At 69.8% G+C, this 14,931-nt stretch carries 13 protein-coding genes; 10 read left to right on the top strand and 3 right to left on the bottom strand.

Annotated features, from left to right (window positions below; genetic code table 11):
* Nucleotides 1–91: 91 nt before the first annotated feature.
* Nucleotides 92–583, bottom strand: coding sequence for a Rieske (2Fe-2S) protein (locus ACOJV9_RS16645; protein WP_420186355.1), 492 nt, complete (start codon nt 581–583; stop codon nt 92–94).
* Between the two features lie 273 nt (nt 584–856).
* Between ACOJV9_RS16645 and ACOJV9_RS16640 the strand changes: the two genes are divergently transcribed.
* The 5 genes from ACOJV9_RS16640 to ACOJV9_RS16620 all read left to right on the top strand — a co-directional run bounded on the left by ACOJV9_RS16640 (nt 857) and on the right by ACOJV9_RS16620 (nt 6,430).
* A complete protein-coding gene (locus tag ACOJV9_RS16640; RefSeq protein WP_420186354.1) occupies nt 857–2,053 on the top strand; it encodes a branched-chain amino acid ABC transporter substrate-binding protein in 1,197 nt (398 codons plus the stop codon).
* A gap of 108 nt (nt 2,054–2,161) precedes the next feature.
* On the top strand, nt 2,162–3,085 hold the full coding sequence (locus tag ACOJV9_RS16635; RefSeq protein WP_420186353.1) for a branched-chain amino acid ABC transporter permease: 924 nt from the start codon (nt 2,162–2,164) through the stop codon (nt 3,083–3,085).
* On the top strand, nt 3,082–4,860 hold the full coding sequence (locus ACOJV9_RS16630; protein WP_420186352.1) for a branched-chain amino acid ABC transporter permease: 1,779 nt from the start codon (nt 3,082–3,084) through the stop codon (nt 4,858–4,860). The genes ACOJV9_RS16635 and ACOJV9_RS16630 overlap by 4 nt, the downstream gene beginning before the upstream one ends.
* On the top strand, nt 4,857–5,720 hold the full coding sequence (locus tag ACOJV9_RS16625; RefSeq protein ID WP_420186351.1) for an ABC transporter ATP-binding protein: 864 nt from the start codon (nt 4,857–4,859) through the stop codon (nt 5,718–5,720). The genes ACOJV9_RS16630 and ACOJV9_RS16625 overlap by 4 nt, the downstream gene beginning before the upstream one ends.
* Nucleotides 5,721–5,725: 5 nt before the next feature.
* Nucleotides 5,726–6,430: an ABC transporter ATP-binding protein gene (locus ACOJV9_RS16620; protein ID WP_474544858.1), complete on the top strand. Its 705-nt coding sequence runs from the start codon at nt 5,726–5,728 to the stop codon at nt 6,428–6,430.
* 208 nt (nt 6,431–6,638) lie between these two features.
* On the opposite strand, the gene uvrA is transcribed toward ACOJV9_RS16620, so the two are convergent.
* Nucleotides 6,639–9,758, bottom strand: a complete 3,120-nt coding sequence (gene uvrA, locus ACOJV9_RS16615) for an excinuclease ABC subunit UvrA (RefSeq protein ID WP_420186357.1) — start codon at nt 9,756–9,758, stop codon at nt 6,639–6,641.
* A 60-nt stretch (nt 9,759–9,818) separates the two neighbouring features.
* Here uvrA and ACOJV9_RS16610 point away from each other — a divergent pair, with 60 nt between their 5' ends.
* From ACOJV9_RS16610 to ACOJV9_RS16590, 5 genes are read left to right on the top strand one after another with little or no spacing between them, the layout of a single operon-like run.
* On the top strand, nt 9,819–10,964 hold the full coding sequence (locus tag ACOJV9_RS16610) for a hypothetical protein (protein WP_420186349.1): 1,146 nt from the start codon (nt 9,819–9,821) through the stop codon (nt 10,962–10,964).
* 5 nt (nt 10,965–10,969) lie between these two features.
* Nucleotides 10,970–11,653, top strand: coding sequence for a maleylpyruvate isomerase family mycothiol-dependent enzyme (locus tag ACOJV9_RS16605; RefSeq protein ID WP_420186348.1), 684 nt, complete (start codon nt 10,970–10,972; stop codon nt 11,651–11,653).
* A gap of 2 nt (nt 11,654–11,655) precedes the next feature.
* Nucleotides 11,656–12,321, top strand: coding sequence for an MBL fold metallo-hydrolase (locus tag ACOJV9_RS16600; RefSeq protein ID WP_420186347.1), 666 nt, complete (start codon nt 11,656–11,658; stop codon nt 12,319–12,321).
* Nucleotides 12,322–12,343: 22 nt separating this feature from the next.
* Nucleotides 12,344–12,766, top strand: coding sequence for an HNH endonuclease (locus tag ACOJV9_RS16595; RefSeq protein WP_420186346.1), 423 nt, complete (start codon nt 12,344–12,346; stop codon nt 12,764–12,766).
* Nucleotides 12,767–12,770: 4 nt separating this feature from the next.
* The gene (locus ACOJV9_RS16590; protein ID WP_420186345.1) at nt 12,771–13,643 is read left to right on the top strand and encodes an EamA family transporter; all 873 of its coding nucleotides are present in this window, start codon (nt 12,771–12,773) and stop codon (nt 13,641–13,643) included.
* Nucleotides 13,644–13,675: 32 nt separating this feature from the next.
* Here ACOJV9_RS16590 and ACOJV9_RS16585 read toward each other — a convergent pair whose 3' ends face one another.
* The gene (locus ACOJV9_RS16585; RefSeq protein WP_420186356.1) at nt 13,676–14,659 is read right to left on the bottom strand and encodes a TerC family protein; all 984 of its coding nucleotides are present in this window, start codon (nt 14,657–14,659) and stop codon (nt 13,676–13,678) included.
* Between the last annotated feature and the right edge of the window lie 272 nt (nt 14,660–14,931).

Below are 14,931 nucleotides of genomic sequence, written 5' to 3'. Positions count from 1 at the left end.
GGAGGTCTTCGTCATCGTCCAGCCGACCCGCCGTACCTAACGTCCGTGGTCAGAACACCTAGGCGGGCCGGGTGACAGGTATGCCGCCCGCTCAGGTCACGCTGATGCCGTCGGCTCCCACGGTGACCGACTTCTTGTCGAGGCCTCTCGTGGCCGGTCCCTTCGTCACGTCGCCGGTGGCGATGTCGAACGTGCTGCCGTGGCAGGCGCACGTGATCGAGCCGCTCCCGACGCTGCTCACGGTGCAGCCCTGGTGCGGGCACACCGCCGAGAAGGCCTTGTAGTCACCTTCGGTCGGCTGGGTGATGACCACCTTGGCCGAGTCGATGATCCGGCCGCCGCCGACGGGGATGTCGGCCTTCTTCGCGAGGTCCCGGACCGCGCCGGCAGCACCGGAGGCGGCGCTCGAGGCGGTCGAGGCGGCGGCGTCGACGGCCGACTCCGAGTCGGTGCCGCACGCGGTGAGCCCGGCGCCGGCCACGGCCACGACGCCGACCGCCCGCATGGCGTCGCGGCGACCGCAGCAGCCGAGGGGGGTGCCGTCGGTGGTGCTCGCCACCGGGGCGTCAGGTGTCTGCGTCATGGTGCTCTCCTTCGTCGGGTGACGTCCGTACCGCTCAGTGTTGCGCGACGGACCCGGAAATACGCCGTGGGCGACCTGTGAATGGCCGATCGACCATGTGGCGACCCCGCCGCTGGAGGCCTTGGTAACGAGTCGGCACACAAATGGTGAAGTCCCGCTGCCGGAGGCGGACCCGTGGCTATTGTTCGGGTGCTCGCACACCCGTCGCGAGCTCCTCGGCCTTCCGCCGCGGGAGAAGAAGTTTCAGGAGGAAACGTGGCTCAGCGTTCCGTCATGACCGTCGGCGCTTCGCTGTTGGTGGCTTCACTCGCACTTGCCGGGTGTGGTACCCGCGGTGAGAACGAGGACACCGGCAGCACGTCCGGCGGCGACGCCAAGGTCGCCAAGATCGGCGTCATCGCGCCCCTGTCGGGCGACCTGTCCGCACTCGGCAAGGGCATCCAGCACTCCGTCGAGCTGGCCGTCAAGCAGGCCAACGAGTCCAAGGCGATCGAGGGCTGGACCCTCGAGGTCGAGGCCGTCGACGACGAGGGCAAGGCCGACGTGGGCAAGAACGGCGCGACCAAGCTCGCGTCCGACGACGACGTCATCGGTGTCGTCGGCAACCTCAACTCGAGCGTCAGCCAGCAGACCCAGCCGGTCTTCGCCGCCGCCAACATCACCCAGATCTCCCCCGCCAACACCGGCCCCGCGCTGACCCGTGGCGCCGACGGCAACTCGCGTCCCTACAAGACGTTCTTCCGCACCTGCACCACGGACATCGCCCAGGGCGGTTTCGCGGCCAAGTTCCTCATCGACCAGGGCATCAAGACCGTCGCGACGATCCACGACAAGAAGACCTACGGCCAGGGCCTGGTCAACTACTTCACGGAGGCCTACAAGGCCGCCGGTGGTCAGGTCGTCGCCGCCGAGACCATCAACCCGGACGAGTCCAACTACGCCCCGGTCGTCTCCAAGGTCGCCCCGTCCAAGCCGGGCGCCGTCTACTACGGCGGTGAGTACCCGCAGGCCGGTCCGCTGTCCAAGCAGATGAAGGCCGGTGGCCTCAACGTCCCGCTCATGGGTGGCGACGGCATCTTCGACCCCAAGTACATCGAGCTCGCGGGCTCCACCTCCAACGGTGACCTCGCCACCTCGGTCGGCGAGCCGACCGAGAACAGCGACGCCGGCAAGAAGTTCCTCGCCGACTACGAGGCCGCCAAGTACGCCGAGCCGGCAGCCGCCTACGGTGGCTACTCCTACGACGCCGCCAACGCGATCATCGAGGCCCTCAAGACCTCGCTGAAGGGCGCCGAGGACGTCAAGAGCGCCCGTCAGGCCACGGTCGACGCGGTCGGCAAGGTCTCCTTCGACGGCGTCACCGGCAAGGTCTCGTTCGACGAGTTCGGCGACACGCTCGTCAAGGTCATCACGGGCTACAAGGTCGAGGGCGGCAAGTTCGTCAGCGTCAAGTCCGAGAACGTGAGCTGACCGGCTGAGTCCGACACGCTGACGTAGTTCATTCGAGCAGGGGCGGACGAGTGTCCGTCCCTGCTTGAATGTGCCAGCCACCCCCAACAGAGAGGTGCCGGTTCTGCGATGACCGACTTCCTGCAACAGATCGTGAACGGCCTGACCCTCGGGTCCCTGTACGCCCTGATCGCCGTCGGCTACACCGTCGTCTACGGCATCGTCCAGCTCATCAACTTCGCCCACGGCGAAGTCTTCATGATCGGGGCGTTCGGCGCCCTGGCCACGTGGACCGTGCTCTTCAAGGGCCAGACCGGCCTGTGGGTGCTCCCCGTCATGGTGCTCGGGGCCGTGATCGTCTCGGTCCTCACCGCGGTCATCATGGAACGCATCGCCTACCGGCCCCTGCGCGGCGCCCCCCGACTGGCACCGCTCATCACCGCCATCGGCATCTCGGTCTTCCTCCAGGAGGCCGTCCGCCTGTTCTACCCCGGCGCCAAGAGCAAGCTCACCTTCCCCGAGATCGACGTCGTCACCGGCCCCGGCATCGCGTTCGCGGGCCTCAACATCCAACGCGCCGCGGTCTTCACGGTCGGCGCGCTCCTCCTGTCCGCAGGGCTGCTCTGGTTCTTCGTCAACCGGACCCGCCTCGGACAGGGCATGCAGGCCGTCTCGCAGGATCCGGACACCGCCCAGCTCATGGGCATCAACGTCAACCGGATCATCGTCATCGCCTTCGCCCTCGGTGCGGCCCTCGCGGCCATCGGCGGGGTCGCGCAGGGACTGCTCAACTCCAACATCGACTTCCGGATGGGCTTCCTCGCCGGCCTCAAGGCCTTCACGGCAGCAGTCCTCGGAGGCATCGGCAACATCCAGGGGGCGATCGTCGGCGGACTCGTCCTCGGCATCGCCGAGTCGATGGCGACCCAGTTCATCCCCGGCCAGTTCGGTGGATCCGCGTGGAAGGACGTGTGGGCCTTCGTGCTCCTCATTCTCGTTCTCGTCTTCCGGCCCCAAGGCCTCCTCGGCGCACGGGTGGTGGACCGGGCATGAGCACCTCCACCCCCACGAACCCGCCGACCCCGGCGACCTCCGTGGCGCCCGCGCACTCCGATCACGACGACGAGCTCGTCCAGGCCCACTGGCTGGACCGGGTTCCCGGTCGCGGCAGCGCCGCTGCCTGGCCCCTCGGCCTCGCCGGCGCGCTCGTCCTCATCGCCGGTACGTTCCTCTCGTGGAGCTTCACCGACGACGTCCTGGGTGACCTCTCGGTCGACTTCTGGCCCGGTGGCGTCCAGATCTGCATGATCGTCCTCGGCATCGCCGCGCTCGTGTTCCTGCTCGCGCACAAGGGCCCCCTGACCGGTCTGGGTCACTGGCTCGACACGGCGAGCGCCGTGCGCGCGCTCGGCCTGGGTGCCGTCGCCTACATGGTCGGTGCGATCGGCACCATCGCCTACCAGTCCGGCGGGCTGATCAACGTCAACCCCGGCGGGTGGATCTCCCTCGTGGGTGCCCTGCTGCTGGCGGCGTCGGGCCTCATGCTCGTGCCGCACAACACCAAGGACCCCCTCTTCGCGAAGACGTCGTCCTGGCTCGAGATCCTCACGATCGTCGGTCTCATGGCCCTCGTGCTGTTCGGCGCCGCCTACGCGCTCGGTGTCGAGGACGGGGCGAGCTTCCTGCTCTTCCTCCTCTTCGTGGCCGCCGTGGCGTGGGCGCTGTCGAAGGCGGGCGTCTTCACGTGGATCGGGCTCATCGCCCAGAAGAACCGCCAGGTGCTCATGCTCGGTGCCTTCGCCGTGGCGTTCCTCTTCCCGTTCACCCAGGGTGGCTCGGACGAGAACATGTCGATCGCGACCCAGGTCCTGATCTTCGCGGCGACGGCGCTCGGCCTCAACATCGTCGTGGGGCTCGCCGGTCTGCTCGACCTCGGCTACATCGCCTTCCTCGGCGCCGGTGCCTACGTTGGTGCCGTCCTGTCGGCCTCCGCGTTCGCGACCATCGACTGGAAGCCCCCCTTCCTCGTCGTCGTGCTGCTCGGCGCCTGCTTCTCGGCACTCCTCGGCCTCATCATCGGGTCACCGACGCTGCGCGTCTCTGGTGACTACCTCGCCATCGTGACGCTCGCGTTCGGTGAGATCTTCCGCCTGACGATGGGCAACCTCGACGGCAACAACGGCCCGGTCCTCACCAACGGTCCCAACGGCATCCCGGCCATCCCCGACCTGCAGTTCGGGTCGTTCGACTTCGGGCAGCCTCACGATGTCCTCGGTATCACCCTCGGCCGGTTCGCGAACTACTACTTCCTGCTGCTCGTCATCGCGGCGATCATCATCCTCGTCTTCACGCGGCTCAACAACAGCCGTATCGGCCGGGGCTGGGTCGCGATCCGCGAGGACGAGAAGGCGGCCGAGGCCATGGGCGTCAACGTCTTCGGCCTCAAGCTGTTCGCCTTCGCGGGAGGCGCGTTCCTTGCCGGCATGGCCGGCACGGTCAAGGCCCACCACGACGTGTCCGTCACGCCCGACCAGTACATCTTCCTCGAGTCCGCGTTCCTGCTCGCCGCCGTCGTCCTCGGCGGCATGGGCACGGTCGCCGGAGTGCTCGTCGGTGCGACCATCCTCAAGCTCCTCCCCGAGAAGCTGCGGTTCGTCGCCGACTACCGGCTGCTGATCTTCGGTCTGGTCCTCGTCATCATGATGCGGTTCCGCCCGGAGGGTCTGGTCGCGAGCCAGCGTCGCAAGCTCGAGTTCCACGAGGACGACGAAGAGCTGGCCCAGCGCATCGAAGAAGTCCACCTCGAGGAAGCGGAGGCCAAGTCATGACCGTCATGGACACCACTCCCGTCGGTGCCCCCGACACGTCGTCAGGGCCCATCCTCGAGGCACGGGGCGTGACCATGCGCTTCGGTGGCCTCACCGCGGTCAAGGACGTCGACATGACCGTCCACCCGGGCGAGATCGTCGGTCTCATCGGGCCCAACGGTGCCGGCAAGACGACGTTCTTCAACTGCCTGACGGGCCTCTACAAGCCCACCGAGGGCGAGGTGCGACTCCTCGGCGAGGTCATCCCCCCGAAGCCGAGGGCGGTCGTCATGGCCGGCATGGCCCGGACGTTCCAGAACATCCGGCTGTTCGCCAACATGACGGCCCTCGAGAACGTCATGGTCGGCCGCTACTGCCGCACCAGCTCGATGGCGCTCACCTCGATCCTTCGTGGACCGAAGTTCCGGCGGGAGGAGGAGGCCACCCGGGCCCGCGCCCAGGAGCTCCTCGAGTTCGTCGGCCTCGGGAACTCCGCCGAGAACCTCGCCCGCAACATGCCGTACGGCGACCAGCGGCGCCTCGAGATCGCCCGGGCCCTGGCCACCGACCCGAAGCTCATCCTGCTCGACGAGCCGACGGCCGGGATGAACCCGCAGGAGACGCGGCAGGCCAGCGACCTCATCTTCCGGATCCGCGACAGCGGCCTGGCGGTCGTCGTCATCGAGCACGACATGCGCTTCATCTTCAACCTGTGTGACCGCGTGCTGTGCCTCGTCCGCGGTGAGGTCCTCGTGCAGGGCACGCCCGGTGAGGTCCAGTCCGACCCTCGCGTCATCGAGGCCTACATCGGTGGGGGCGACGACGACGACGAAGACGAAGACGCCACCTCCTCCACCGACCCGACCAAGGAGCAGCTGTGAGCCCCATGCTCGAGGTCAAGGACCTCGTCGTCGCCTACGGCAAGATCACCGCCGTCAAGGGCATCAGCTTCAGCGTCGACGAGGGCGAGGTCGTGACCCTCATCGGCACCAACGGCGCCGGCAAGACGACGACCCTGCGCACCATCTCCGGCCTGCTCCGCCCGGCCACCGGATCCATCCGGTTCCAGGGCAAGCGGATCGACTCCACGGCCGCGCATGAGATCGTCACGCTCGGCCTGGCCCACTCGCCCGAGGGTCGCCGCATCTTCCCACGGCTGTCGGTGGAGCAGAACCTCCTGCTCGGAGCCTTCGCTCGACGGGACGGCGACGTCCGCAAGGACCTGCAGGCGGCCTACGACCTCTTCCCGATCCTCGGTGAGCGGAAAAGCCAGGCGGCCGGGACCTTCTCCGGTGGGGAGCAGCAGATGCTCGCCATGGGTCGCGCGATGATGAGCCGCCCCAAGCTGCTCATGCTCGACGAGCCGTCGATGGGTCTGTCGCCGCTGATGATGAAGACCGTCATGTCGACCGTCACGACACTGCAGGAGCAGGGCACGACCATCCTGCTCGTCGAGCAGAACGCCCAGGCGGCCCTCAAGCGGGCCACCAAGGGCTACGTGCTCGAGGTCGGAAAGATCGTCCTGTCCGGCAGTGGCTCCGAGCTGCTGGCGAGCGACGACGTCCGCAAGGCCTACCTCGGCGAGGACTGAGGCGAGCGGGTCCCACGCTCTGCGTGGGCCTGAGGCGAGCGGGTCCCACGCGCCCACGCAGAGCGTGGGACCCGTGCGTGGGCCTGAGCGAGCGGGTCCCACGCGCCGCGTGGGCCTGAGCGGGCAACGACGAGGGCCCCGTACCGATCATGGTGCGGGGCCCTCGTCGTGCACCCGTGCGGTGCTCGGGCGTATGCCGCCCGCGCGCTCAGGCGCTCTTGCGCGGCGCCCGCTTGGCGGCCGCCTTCGCCGTCCGTGACGCCGGGGTCGTCGTGGCCGTCGTCTCGGAGCGGGTCGCGCTGCGTGCCGCCGCGGTCCGCTTCGTCGCTGCCTTCTTCGCGGGTGCCTTCGTCGCACCGGTGCGAGCCGAGGCCGTGGCCCGGGTCGTCGTCCTGGCGGTCTTCGCCAGGACCGGGGCGAGGAAGCGACCGGTGTGGCTCTCGGGGTGGGCGGCGACCTCCTCGGGGGTGCCGGTCGCGACGATGCTGCCGCCCTTGTTGCCGCCCTCGGGCCCGAGGTCGACGACGTAGTCGGCGCTCTTGATCACGTCGAGGTTGTGCTCGATGACGATGACGGTGTTGCCCTTGTCGACGAGGCCCTGGAGGACGCCGAGGAGCTTGCGGATGTCCTCGAAGTGCAGACCGGTGGTCGGCTCGTCGAGGACGTAGATGGTGCGACCCGTCGAGCGCTTCTGGAGCTCGGAGGCGAGCTTGACGCGCTGCGCCTCACCACCGGAGAGCGTGGGCGCCGGCTGGCCGAGGCGGACGTAGCCGAGCCCGACCTCGTTGAGCGTCGTCATGTGCCGGGCGATCCCGGGGACGGCGGCGAAGAAGTCGGCAGCCTCCTCGATCGGCATGTCGAGCACGTCGGCGATGGTCTTGCCCTTGAAGTGCACCTCGAGCGTCTCGCGGTTGTAGCGGGCGCCGTGGCAGACCTCGCACGGGACGTAGACGTCCGGCAGGAAGTTCATCTCGATCTTGATGGTGCCGTCGCCGGAGCACGCGTCGCAGCGGCCACCCTTGACGTTGAACGAGAAGCGCCCGGGCTGGTAGCCGCGAATCTTGGCCTCGGTCGTCGTCGCGAAGAGCTTGCGGATGGCGTCGAAGACCCCGGTGTAGGTGGCCGGGTTCGACCGGGGGGTCCGGCCGATGGGGCTCTGGTCGACGTGGACGACCTTGTCCAGGTGCTCGAGCCCGGTGACGGTCTTGTGCCGGCCCGGGACGTGCCGGGCGCCGTTGAGCTTGTTGGCGAGGACGTTGTAGAGGATGTCGTTGACCAGCGTCGACTTGCCCGAGCCGGACACACCGGTCACGGCCACGAGGTTGCCGAGCGGGAAGCTCGCGCTGACCTCGTGGAGGTTGTGCTCGCGGGCGCCCACCACCGTGACCTGGCGGTCCGGGTCCTGCGGGCGGCGGGACGCCGGCACGGGGATCTCCGCGCGACCCGAGAGGTACTTGCCGGTGACCGAGGTGGGGTGGGTGAGCAGGTCGGCGACGGTCCCCGAGTGGACCACCACTCCCCCGTGCTCGCCGGCGCCGGGGCCGATGTCGACGACCCAGTCGGCGGTGGCGATGGTGTCCTCGTCGTGCTCGACGACGATGAGGGTGTTGCCGAGGTCACGCAGCCGGGTCAGGGTCTCGATGAGCCGGTGGTTGTCGCGCTGGTGCAGGCCGATGCTCGGCTCGTCGAGCACGTAGAGGACACCGACGAGCCCGGAGCCGATCTGGGTGGCCAGCCGGATGCGCTGGGCCTCGCCGCCGGAGAGGGTGCCTGCGGGGCGGTCGAGGCTGAGGTAGTCGAGGCCGACGTCGAGGAGGAAGCCGAGCCGGGCGTTGATCTCCTTGATGACCCGCTCGGCGATCTGCCGCTCCCGGACGGTGAAGTCGACCTCGGCGAGGAAGCTCGCCGAGTCGGAGATGGGCAGTGCGCAGACGTCGGCGATGCTGCGCCCGCCGATGGTCACGGCGAGGGACTCGGGCTTGAGCCGGCTCCCGCGGCACGAGGGGCACGGCACCTCGCGCATGTAGCCCTCGTACCGCTCACGGCTCCAGTCGGAGTCGGTCTCGGCGTGCCGTCGCTTGACGAACGGGATGGCCCCCTCGAAGCCCGTCGTGTAGGAGCGCTCGCGCCCGAAGCGGTTGCGGTACTTGACGTGGACCTTGTGGTTGCGGCCGTGGATCAGCGACTCCTTCGCCCTCTCGGGCAGCGCCCGCCACGGCACGTCGATACCGAACTTCATCTCCTCGGCGAGGGCACCGAGCACCCGCTGGAAGTACTCGGAGGCCCCGCTGCCCGAGGCCCACGGGGCGATCGCCCCCTCGGCGAGGCTGAGGTCGTCGTTGGGGACGATGAGCTCGGGGTCGACCTCGAGCTCGGTCCCGATGCCGGTGCAGACCGGGCAGGCACCGAACGGGCTGTTGAACGAGAACGAGCGCGGCTCGACCTCGTCCATCGACAGCGGGTGGTCGTTGGGGCAGGCCATGCGCTCGGAGAAGCGACGCTCCTTGGGCAGCGGCTCGCCGTCGGCGCCGACCGCCTCACCGGCGTCGACGAACTCGATGACGACGACACCACCGGCGAGGCCGAGGGCCGTCTCGACGGAGTCGGTGAGGCGACGCTTCGAGGAGGCGTCGCCGCCCTTGGAGACGAGCCGGTCGACGACGACGTCGATCGTGTGCTTGACCTGCTTCTCGAGGGTCGGCGGCTCGCTCAGCGAGACGACCTCGCCGTCGACCCGGGCGCGGGCGAAGCCCTTGGACTGGAGCTCGGCGAACAGGTCGACGAACTCACCCTTGCGCGCACGCACGACCGGGGCGAGCACCTGGAAGCGGGTGCGCTCGGGCAGCTCGAGCAGCCGGTCGACGATCTGCTGCGGGCTCTGCCGGGTGATCGGCTCGCCACAGGTGGGGCAGTGCGGGCGGCCGGCGCGGGCGAACAGCAGGCGGAGGTAGTCGTAGACCTCGGTGATCGTGCCGACGGTCGAGCGCGGGTTGCGGTTGGTCGACTTCTGGTCGATCGACACCGCCGGCGAGAGGCCCTCGATGAAGTCGACGTCGGGCTTGTCCATCTGGCCGAGGAACTGGCGGGCGTAGGCGGACAGCGACTCGACGTAGCGGCGCTGGCCCTCCGCGAAGATCGTGTCGAACGCCAGCGACGACTTGCCCGACCCCGACAGCCCGGTGAAGACGATGAGGGAGTCCCGGGGCAGGTCGACCGAGACGTCCTTGAGGTTGTGCTCGCGCGCACCACGCACGACGAGCCGGTCGTGGGCGGCGCTCCCCGAGCGACGGGTGGGCGATGCGGAGGCAGCAGAAGTCACGTCCACCATGCTAGGTGCCGCCACCGACAGCTCCCGCCGCCGTCCGTTCCGCCCGTCTACAGTGACGACGTGCGACCTCGTTCGCTGCTCCCTGCCCTCGCCGCCGGGTCCGTCCTGCTCGGCAGCGCCTGCACCGGCAGCCCGACGGGCACCGTGGGCCCGTCGGGCCGGGCGGGCCCGACGTGGCGCACCGTGGCCCTGCCGGACGCGGTGTCCCCGGTCACCCTCGCCTCCGACGGGACGTCGGTCGTGGTCGGGGCCCGGGCAGCCGACCGCCCGAACCCGCGCCTGTTCGTCGGGACCGACGCATCCGACCTTCGCCCCGTCGACCTCACCCCCCGCTCCCCCTACGCCTTCGAGGCACGCTGGTTCCAGGTGGTCACCCACGAGGGCCGCGTCGACGCCGTCGGGGGCGTCCGTGGGGGCGCCCACGGCAACTACCGGTGGACGACCTGGAGCGGGGACGCCGCGGCCGTCGCCGAGCAGGAGCAGCCGTTCGGCGTCTTCGGCAGCTACGGCGCCGGGGACCTCGCCGGACTGGCGTATGCCGGCACCTCCCCGGTGATCCTCGGCGCGTGGCAGAGCGAGCGGACCGGCCTCGACATCGCGGTCTGGACCCGCACCGGCGCGCGCTGGGCCCGCCAACCCTCGGCGGGGACGTCCCTGGCCAGCACGCCCGACGCCCTCGTGGCGGGGCGCGCCATCACCTCACGAGGGGACGGCCTCGTGATCTCCGGGTCGGTCACCCGGCTCTCCCCCGGCTCGGTGCGCGTGGACGCCGCCGTGTGGACCGCGCCCGGCGGGACCGGACCGTGGAGCCGGGTCGACCTCCCGCGCACCTCCGACGACGAGCTCGCCGAGGCACACGCCGCGACGTGCACACCGCAACGGTGCCTCGTCGCCGGCAGTGAGGGAGGGCGGCTCGCGCTGTGGGAGCTGGTGGACGGCAGCGCGAGCCGGCTGGACGGCATACCCGACGTCCGTCTCCCCGAGAACGTGCCGGTCCCGGCGCCCGTCCGGGCAGGGAAGGACGACGTCGTCGTCGTGCCGACCGGGTCGCGGAGCACCGTCCTGCGCCACGCCGGCGGTGCGTGGTCGAGCGCGGACGGACCGGGCGGGACACCGGTGTCGGCGGTCGTCCGTGGGGATGACCTCTGGGTGGTGACGGACGACGCCCACGGAGCCGGCACACTGTCCGTCTCGCGCGTAGCCTGAGGCTCGTGACCGACCTCCTTGCCGCCATCGACGAGCACACCACCCGGCTCGTCTCCGGTGCCCGCGCCTGCGACGACCTCTCCGCCCCGAGCCTGTGCGAGGGGTGGACGCGCGACCACGTCCTCAACCACCTCGCGCGCAACGCGGAGGCCCTGGTGCGGCTCGTCGGGGCAGCCGTCGACGGCACCGGACGGACGATGTACGACTCCCCCGAGTCCCGCGACGCGGAGATCGACGCCGGCGTGGGTCGCGACCCGCTCACCGTCGTCACCGACGTCGAGGACACCGCCGCCGAGCTCGCGCCGCACCTGCGACGGCTCGGCCCCGAGCACCGCGACGTCGTCCTCGAGCGCACCCCGGGTGGGCCGACGTTCCGGGGCGGGATGCTGCCGTTCATGCGGCTGCGTGAGGTGGTCTACCACCACGTCGACCTCGACGTCGGCTTCGGGTTCGACGACCTGGACGGGGACCTCCAGGTGATGTTCCTCGAGAACGAGCTCAAGCGGCAGCGGGGCGCGGAGCCCGCTCCGTCGCTGAGCATCTCCACCGACGAGGGCGACGGCTGGTCGCTGGGCGACGGCGCCGCCCGGGTCACGGGCTCGCGGGCCGGGGTGCTCACCTGGCTGGCGAGGCAGGACCCGTCGGGCGTCCGCGCCGAGGACCTTCCCGAGCTGACGAGGGGGCTGTGACCATGGGCGACTACACCGGTGACGTGACCCCCGGAGGACCGGCGCAGGTTCGCACCCTCGACCACCTCGTGATCCGCAAGGTCGCGGTGTCGGAGATGTCCAACAACGCCTACCTCCTCACCTGCCGCGAGACCGGCGAGCAGCTGCTCGTGGACGCCGCCGATGACGCCGCTCGGCTCACCGCGCTCGTGCGCGAGGGCACCGGAAGCCTCGAGCACCTCGTGACCACGCACCAGCACTGGGACCACGTCCGGGCGCTGCCCGAGATGGTCGACGCCTTCCACCCGCGCACCCATGCGGGGGCCGACGACGCGGACGCGCTGCCGGTGCGACCCGACGTCCGGCTCGTGCACGGCGACGTCGTCACGGTCGGGCAGTGCCGGCTCGACGTCGTCCACCTGCGTGGCCACACGCCCGGGTCGGTTGCCCTGGCGTACGCCGACCCCGGTGGGCACACCCACCTCCTGACCGGTGACTCCCTCTTCCCCGGCGGGATCGGCAACACGAAGAACCCCGGGCAGAGCTTCGAGAGCCTCATCGCCGACGTGAGCGACCGGGTCTTCGACGTCTACGACGACGAGACGTGGGTCTACCCCGGCCATGGCGGCGACACCACCCTCGGTGCCGAGCGTCCCCACCTGGCGGAGTGGCGCGAACGCGGCTGGTGACGCCGGCTCCTAGGCTGGGCCGGTGGCGGTCAACCGGAGTCGCAGGGCCGTGGCCGCCCGCCGCCGCAAGCGCCGCATGGACCGGGTCGAGCACGACCTCAGCGCCGAGCAGTGGGCCGCCCTCAAGGCGGCGTGGGGTGGGTGCGCCTACTGCGGGGCGACGGAGCGCGCCCTGCAGAAGGACTGCGTGCTGCCCCTGTCGCGCGGCGGGCGCTACACGCTCGACAACATCGCTCCCGCCTGCGGGCCCTGCAACGCCAGCAAGAGCAACGACGAGGTCACCGGGTGGCTGCGGCGCAAGCGCTACGACGAGCGGGCGTTCCTCGAGCGCCACGGCGCCGTCCGCGCGCAGCTTGCGTCCCTCGCCTCGCCCGAGCCCTCGTCGGAGGACGATGTCTCACGGAGTGGCGGAAGCGTGTCCGGGGCGGGGCCCGACCTAGCCTGACGAGGTGTCCCGCCTCAGCACCGTGCCAGCCCCCGTCCTCGTCCTGGCCGGCATCGTCTCGGTCCAGTTCGGTGGCGCGCTCGCGGCCACGCTCATCCCGGAGATCGGCGCGGGCGGCTCGGTGGTCATGCGCCTGCTCTTCGCCACGGTCATCCTCGTCGCTGCCGTCCGGCCGCGGTGGCGCGGACACTCCCCCAGGGCGTGGCGCACGGTCGTGGCCTTCGGGCTCGCGCTCGGGCTGATGAACTTCACCTTCTACGGCTCGCTCGCCCACCTGCCCATCGGTGTGGCCGTGACCATCGAGTTCCTCGGGCCGCTGCTCCTCGCGGCGGCCCTGTCGAGGCGGGTGGTCGACCTCCTCGCGGTGCTCGCCGCGGCGGTCGGCGTGCTGCTCATCTCGGAGGCGCTGTCCGTGCCGTTCGCCGAGCTGGACTGGACCGGGCTGGGACTGGCGGCCACCGCCGGGACGTGCTGGGCGGCATACATCATCCTCAGTGGACGCACCGGAGCCGAGTTCGACAAGCTCGAAGGGCTCGCCATCGCGATGGTCGTCGCGACCGTCATGACCCTGCCCTTCGGGATCGCCTCGGTGCCGGATTGGGACGGCGGGCTCGTCGCCAAGGGGCTCGGCATCGCCGTGCTGTCGTCGGTGCTGCCCTACTCCCTGGAGCTCGTGGCGCTGCGCCGCATGACGGCCCGGGTCTTCGGCATACTCCTCAGCCTCGAGCCGGCCGTCGCGGCGCTGGCCGGGCTGGTCATCCTCGACCAGGTCCTGCACGGCTCGCAGCTGCTCGGGATGGGGCTGGTCGTGCTCGCGTCCGCGATCGTCATCGGGCTGGGAGCGCGCAAGGACCCCGCCGAGTCGACGGGGTCCTAGACGCGTTCCTGCCGGTATGCCGGCCAGCCGGCTCAGGCGTTGATCTCCGCCTTGTTGTCGCGGCGGGTCTTCCAGAGGCTGGCCACGGTCGTGACACCGAGGATGACGACGATCGCGCCGAGCGAGACGGAGATGGGGATGTCCCACACCTTGAGGTGCTCGCCACCGTTGATGAACGGCAGCTCGTTCTCGTGGAGGGCGTGGAGGATGAGCTTGACGCCGATGAACGCGAGCAGGACCGACAGCCCCAGGCTGAGGTAGACGAGCTTCTGCAGCAGGCCACCGAGCAGGAAGTAGAGCTGGCGCAGACCCATCAGCGCGAAGAGGTTCGCCGTGAGCACGAGGTACGGCTCCTTGGTGAGGCCGTAGATCGCGGGGATCGAGTCGAGCGCGAACAGCAGGTCGGTGGTGCCGAGGGCCAGGACGACGATGAACAGCGGCGTGACGACGCGCTTGGCGTTCTCCTTGACGAAGAGCTTGCCGCTCCACTCCTTCGTCGACGGCAGGGACTTCTCGACCCACTTCATGAAGCGGTTCTCCTCGTACTCCTCGTCGTCGCTCTCACCCTCGGTGGCGAGCTTGATCGCGGTGTAGATGAGGAAGGCGCCGAAGATGTAGAAGACCCAGGAGAAGTTGTTGATCGCGGCGGCGCCGAGCCAGATGAAGATGCCGCGCAGGACGATCGCGATGATGATGCCCCACATGAGGGCGGTCTGCTGGAACTTCTCGGGCACGGCGAACTTCGCCATGATCAGCAGGAAGATGAAGAGGTTGTCGACCGACAGCGAGTACTCCGTCAGCCATCCGGCGTAGAACTCGCCGGCGAGCTGGCTGCCGTGGGCCACCCACACCCACACCCCGAAGAGGACCGCGGCTCCGACGTAGAAGGACAGCGTGAGGCTGAGCTCCTTGGTGGAGGGTCGGTGAGGGTTGCGGGCGATCATCACGACGTCGAACGTCAGCACCGCAATGGCGATGGCGATGGTGAGCAGCCACTGCCAGGTGGCGACGTCCATCGAGGGTGTCGCAGTCGTCAGGGCAGAGAGAGAATGCACGCGGGCAACCTTACGGGGTCGGGGACATACGGCCCGGAGGTCTCTCCCGCCCTGGGGGCCGGACCGGATCCCCGGGCCACACCGTGGCCGTGATGACGAGGAGTCCGCGCTGGGGATACTCCCCTCCGCTTCCCACGCGGCTACTGCACAGTAGGTGGGGCGATTGCACGGGTGGATTCAAGCGGTGAAGGAAACACCGGGGTTGTCGTGCTCGGACAGTAGCTTGTCGAGGA

It is taken from the genome of Knoellia terrae, from assembly GCF_048606435.1.
GTDB lineage: Bacteria > Actinomycetota > Actinomycetes > Actinomycetales > Dermatophilaceae > Knoellia > Knoellia terrae.
The sequence above is the reverse complement of the archived record's forward strand: the minus strand, read 5'-3'. Positions and strand labels throughout refer to the sequence as shown.

Bases quoted from the DNA above. Each gene is read 5' to 3' on its own strand.
- ACOJV9_RS16585 (WP_420186356.1), bottom strand. From the start codon at position 14,659: ATGGACGTCGCCACCTGGCAGTGGCTGCTCACCATCGCCATCGCCATT.
- ACOJV9_RS16630 (WP_420186352.1), top strand. From the start codon at position 3,082: ATGAGCACCTCCACCCCCACGAACCCGCCGACCCCGGCGACCTCCGTG.
- ACOJV9_RS16645 (WP_420186355.1), bottom strand. From the start codon at position 583: ATGACGCAGACACCTGACGCCCCGGTGGCGAGCACCACCGACGGCACC.
- ACOJV9_RS16635 (WP_420186353.1), top strand. From the start codon at position 2,162: ATGACCGACTTCCTGCAACAGATCGTGAACGGCCTGACCCTCGGGTCC.
- ACOJV9_RS16625 (WP_420186351.1), top strand. From the start codon at position 4,857: ATGACCGTCATGGACACCACTCCCGTCGGTGCCCCCGACACGTCGTCA.
- ACOJV9_RS16640 (WP_420186354.1), top strand. From the start codon at position 857: ATGACCGTCGGCGCTTCGCTGTTGGTGGCTTCACTCGCACTTGCCGGG.
- ACOJV9_RS16620 (WP_474544858.1), top strand. From the start codon at position 5,726: ATGCTCGAGGTCAAGGACCTCGTCGTCGCCTACGGCAAGATCACCGCC.
- ACOJV9_RS16600 (WP_420186347.1), top strand. From the start codon at position 11,656: ATGGGCGACTACACCGGTGACGTGACCCCCGGAGGACCGGCGCAGGTT.
- uvrA (WP_420186357.1), bottom strand. From the start codon at position 9,758: ATGGTGGACGTGACTTCTGCTGCCTCCGCATCGCCCACCCGTCGCTCG.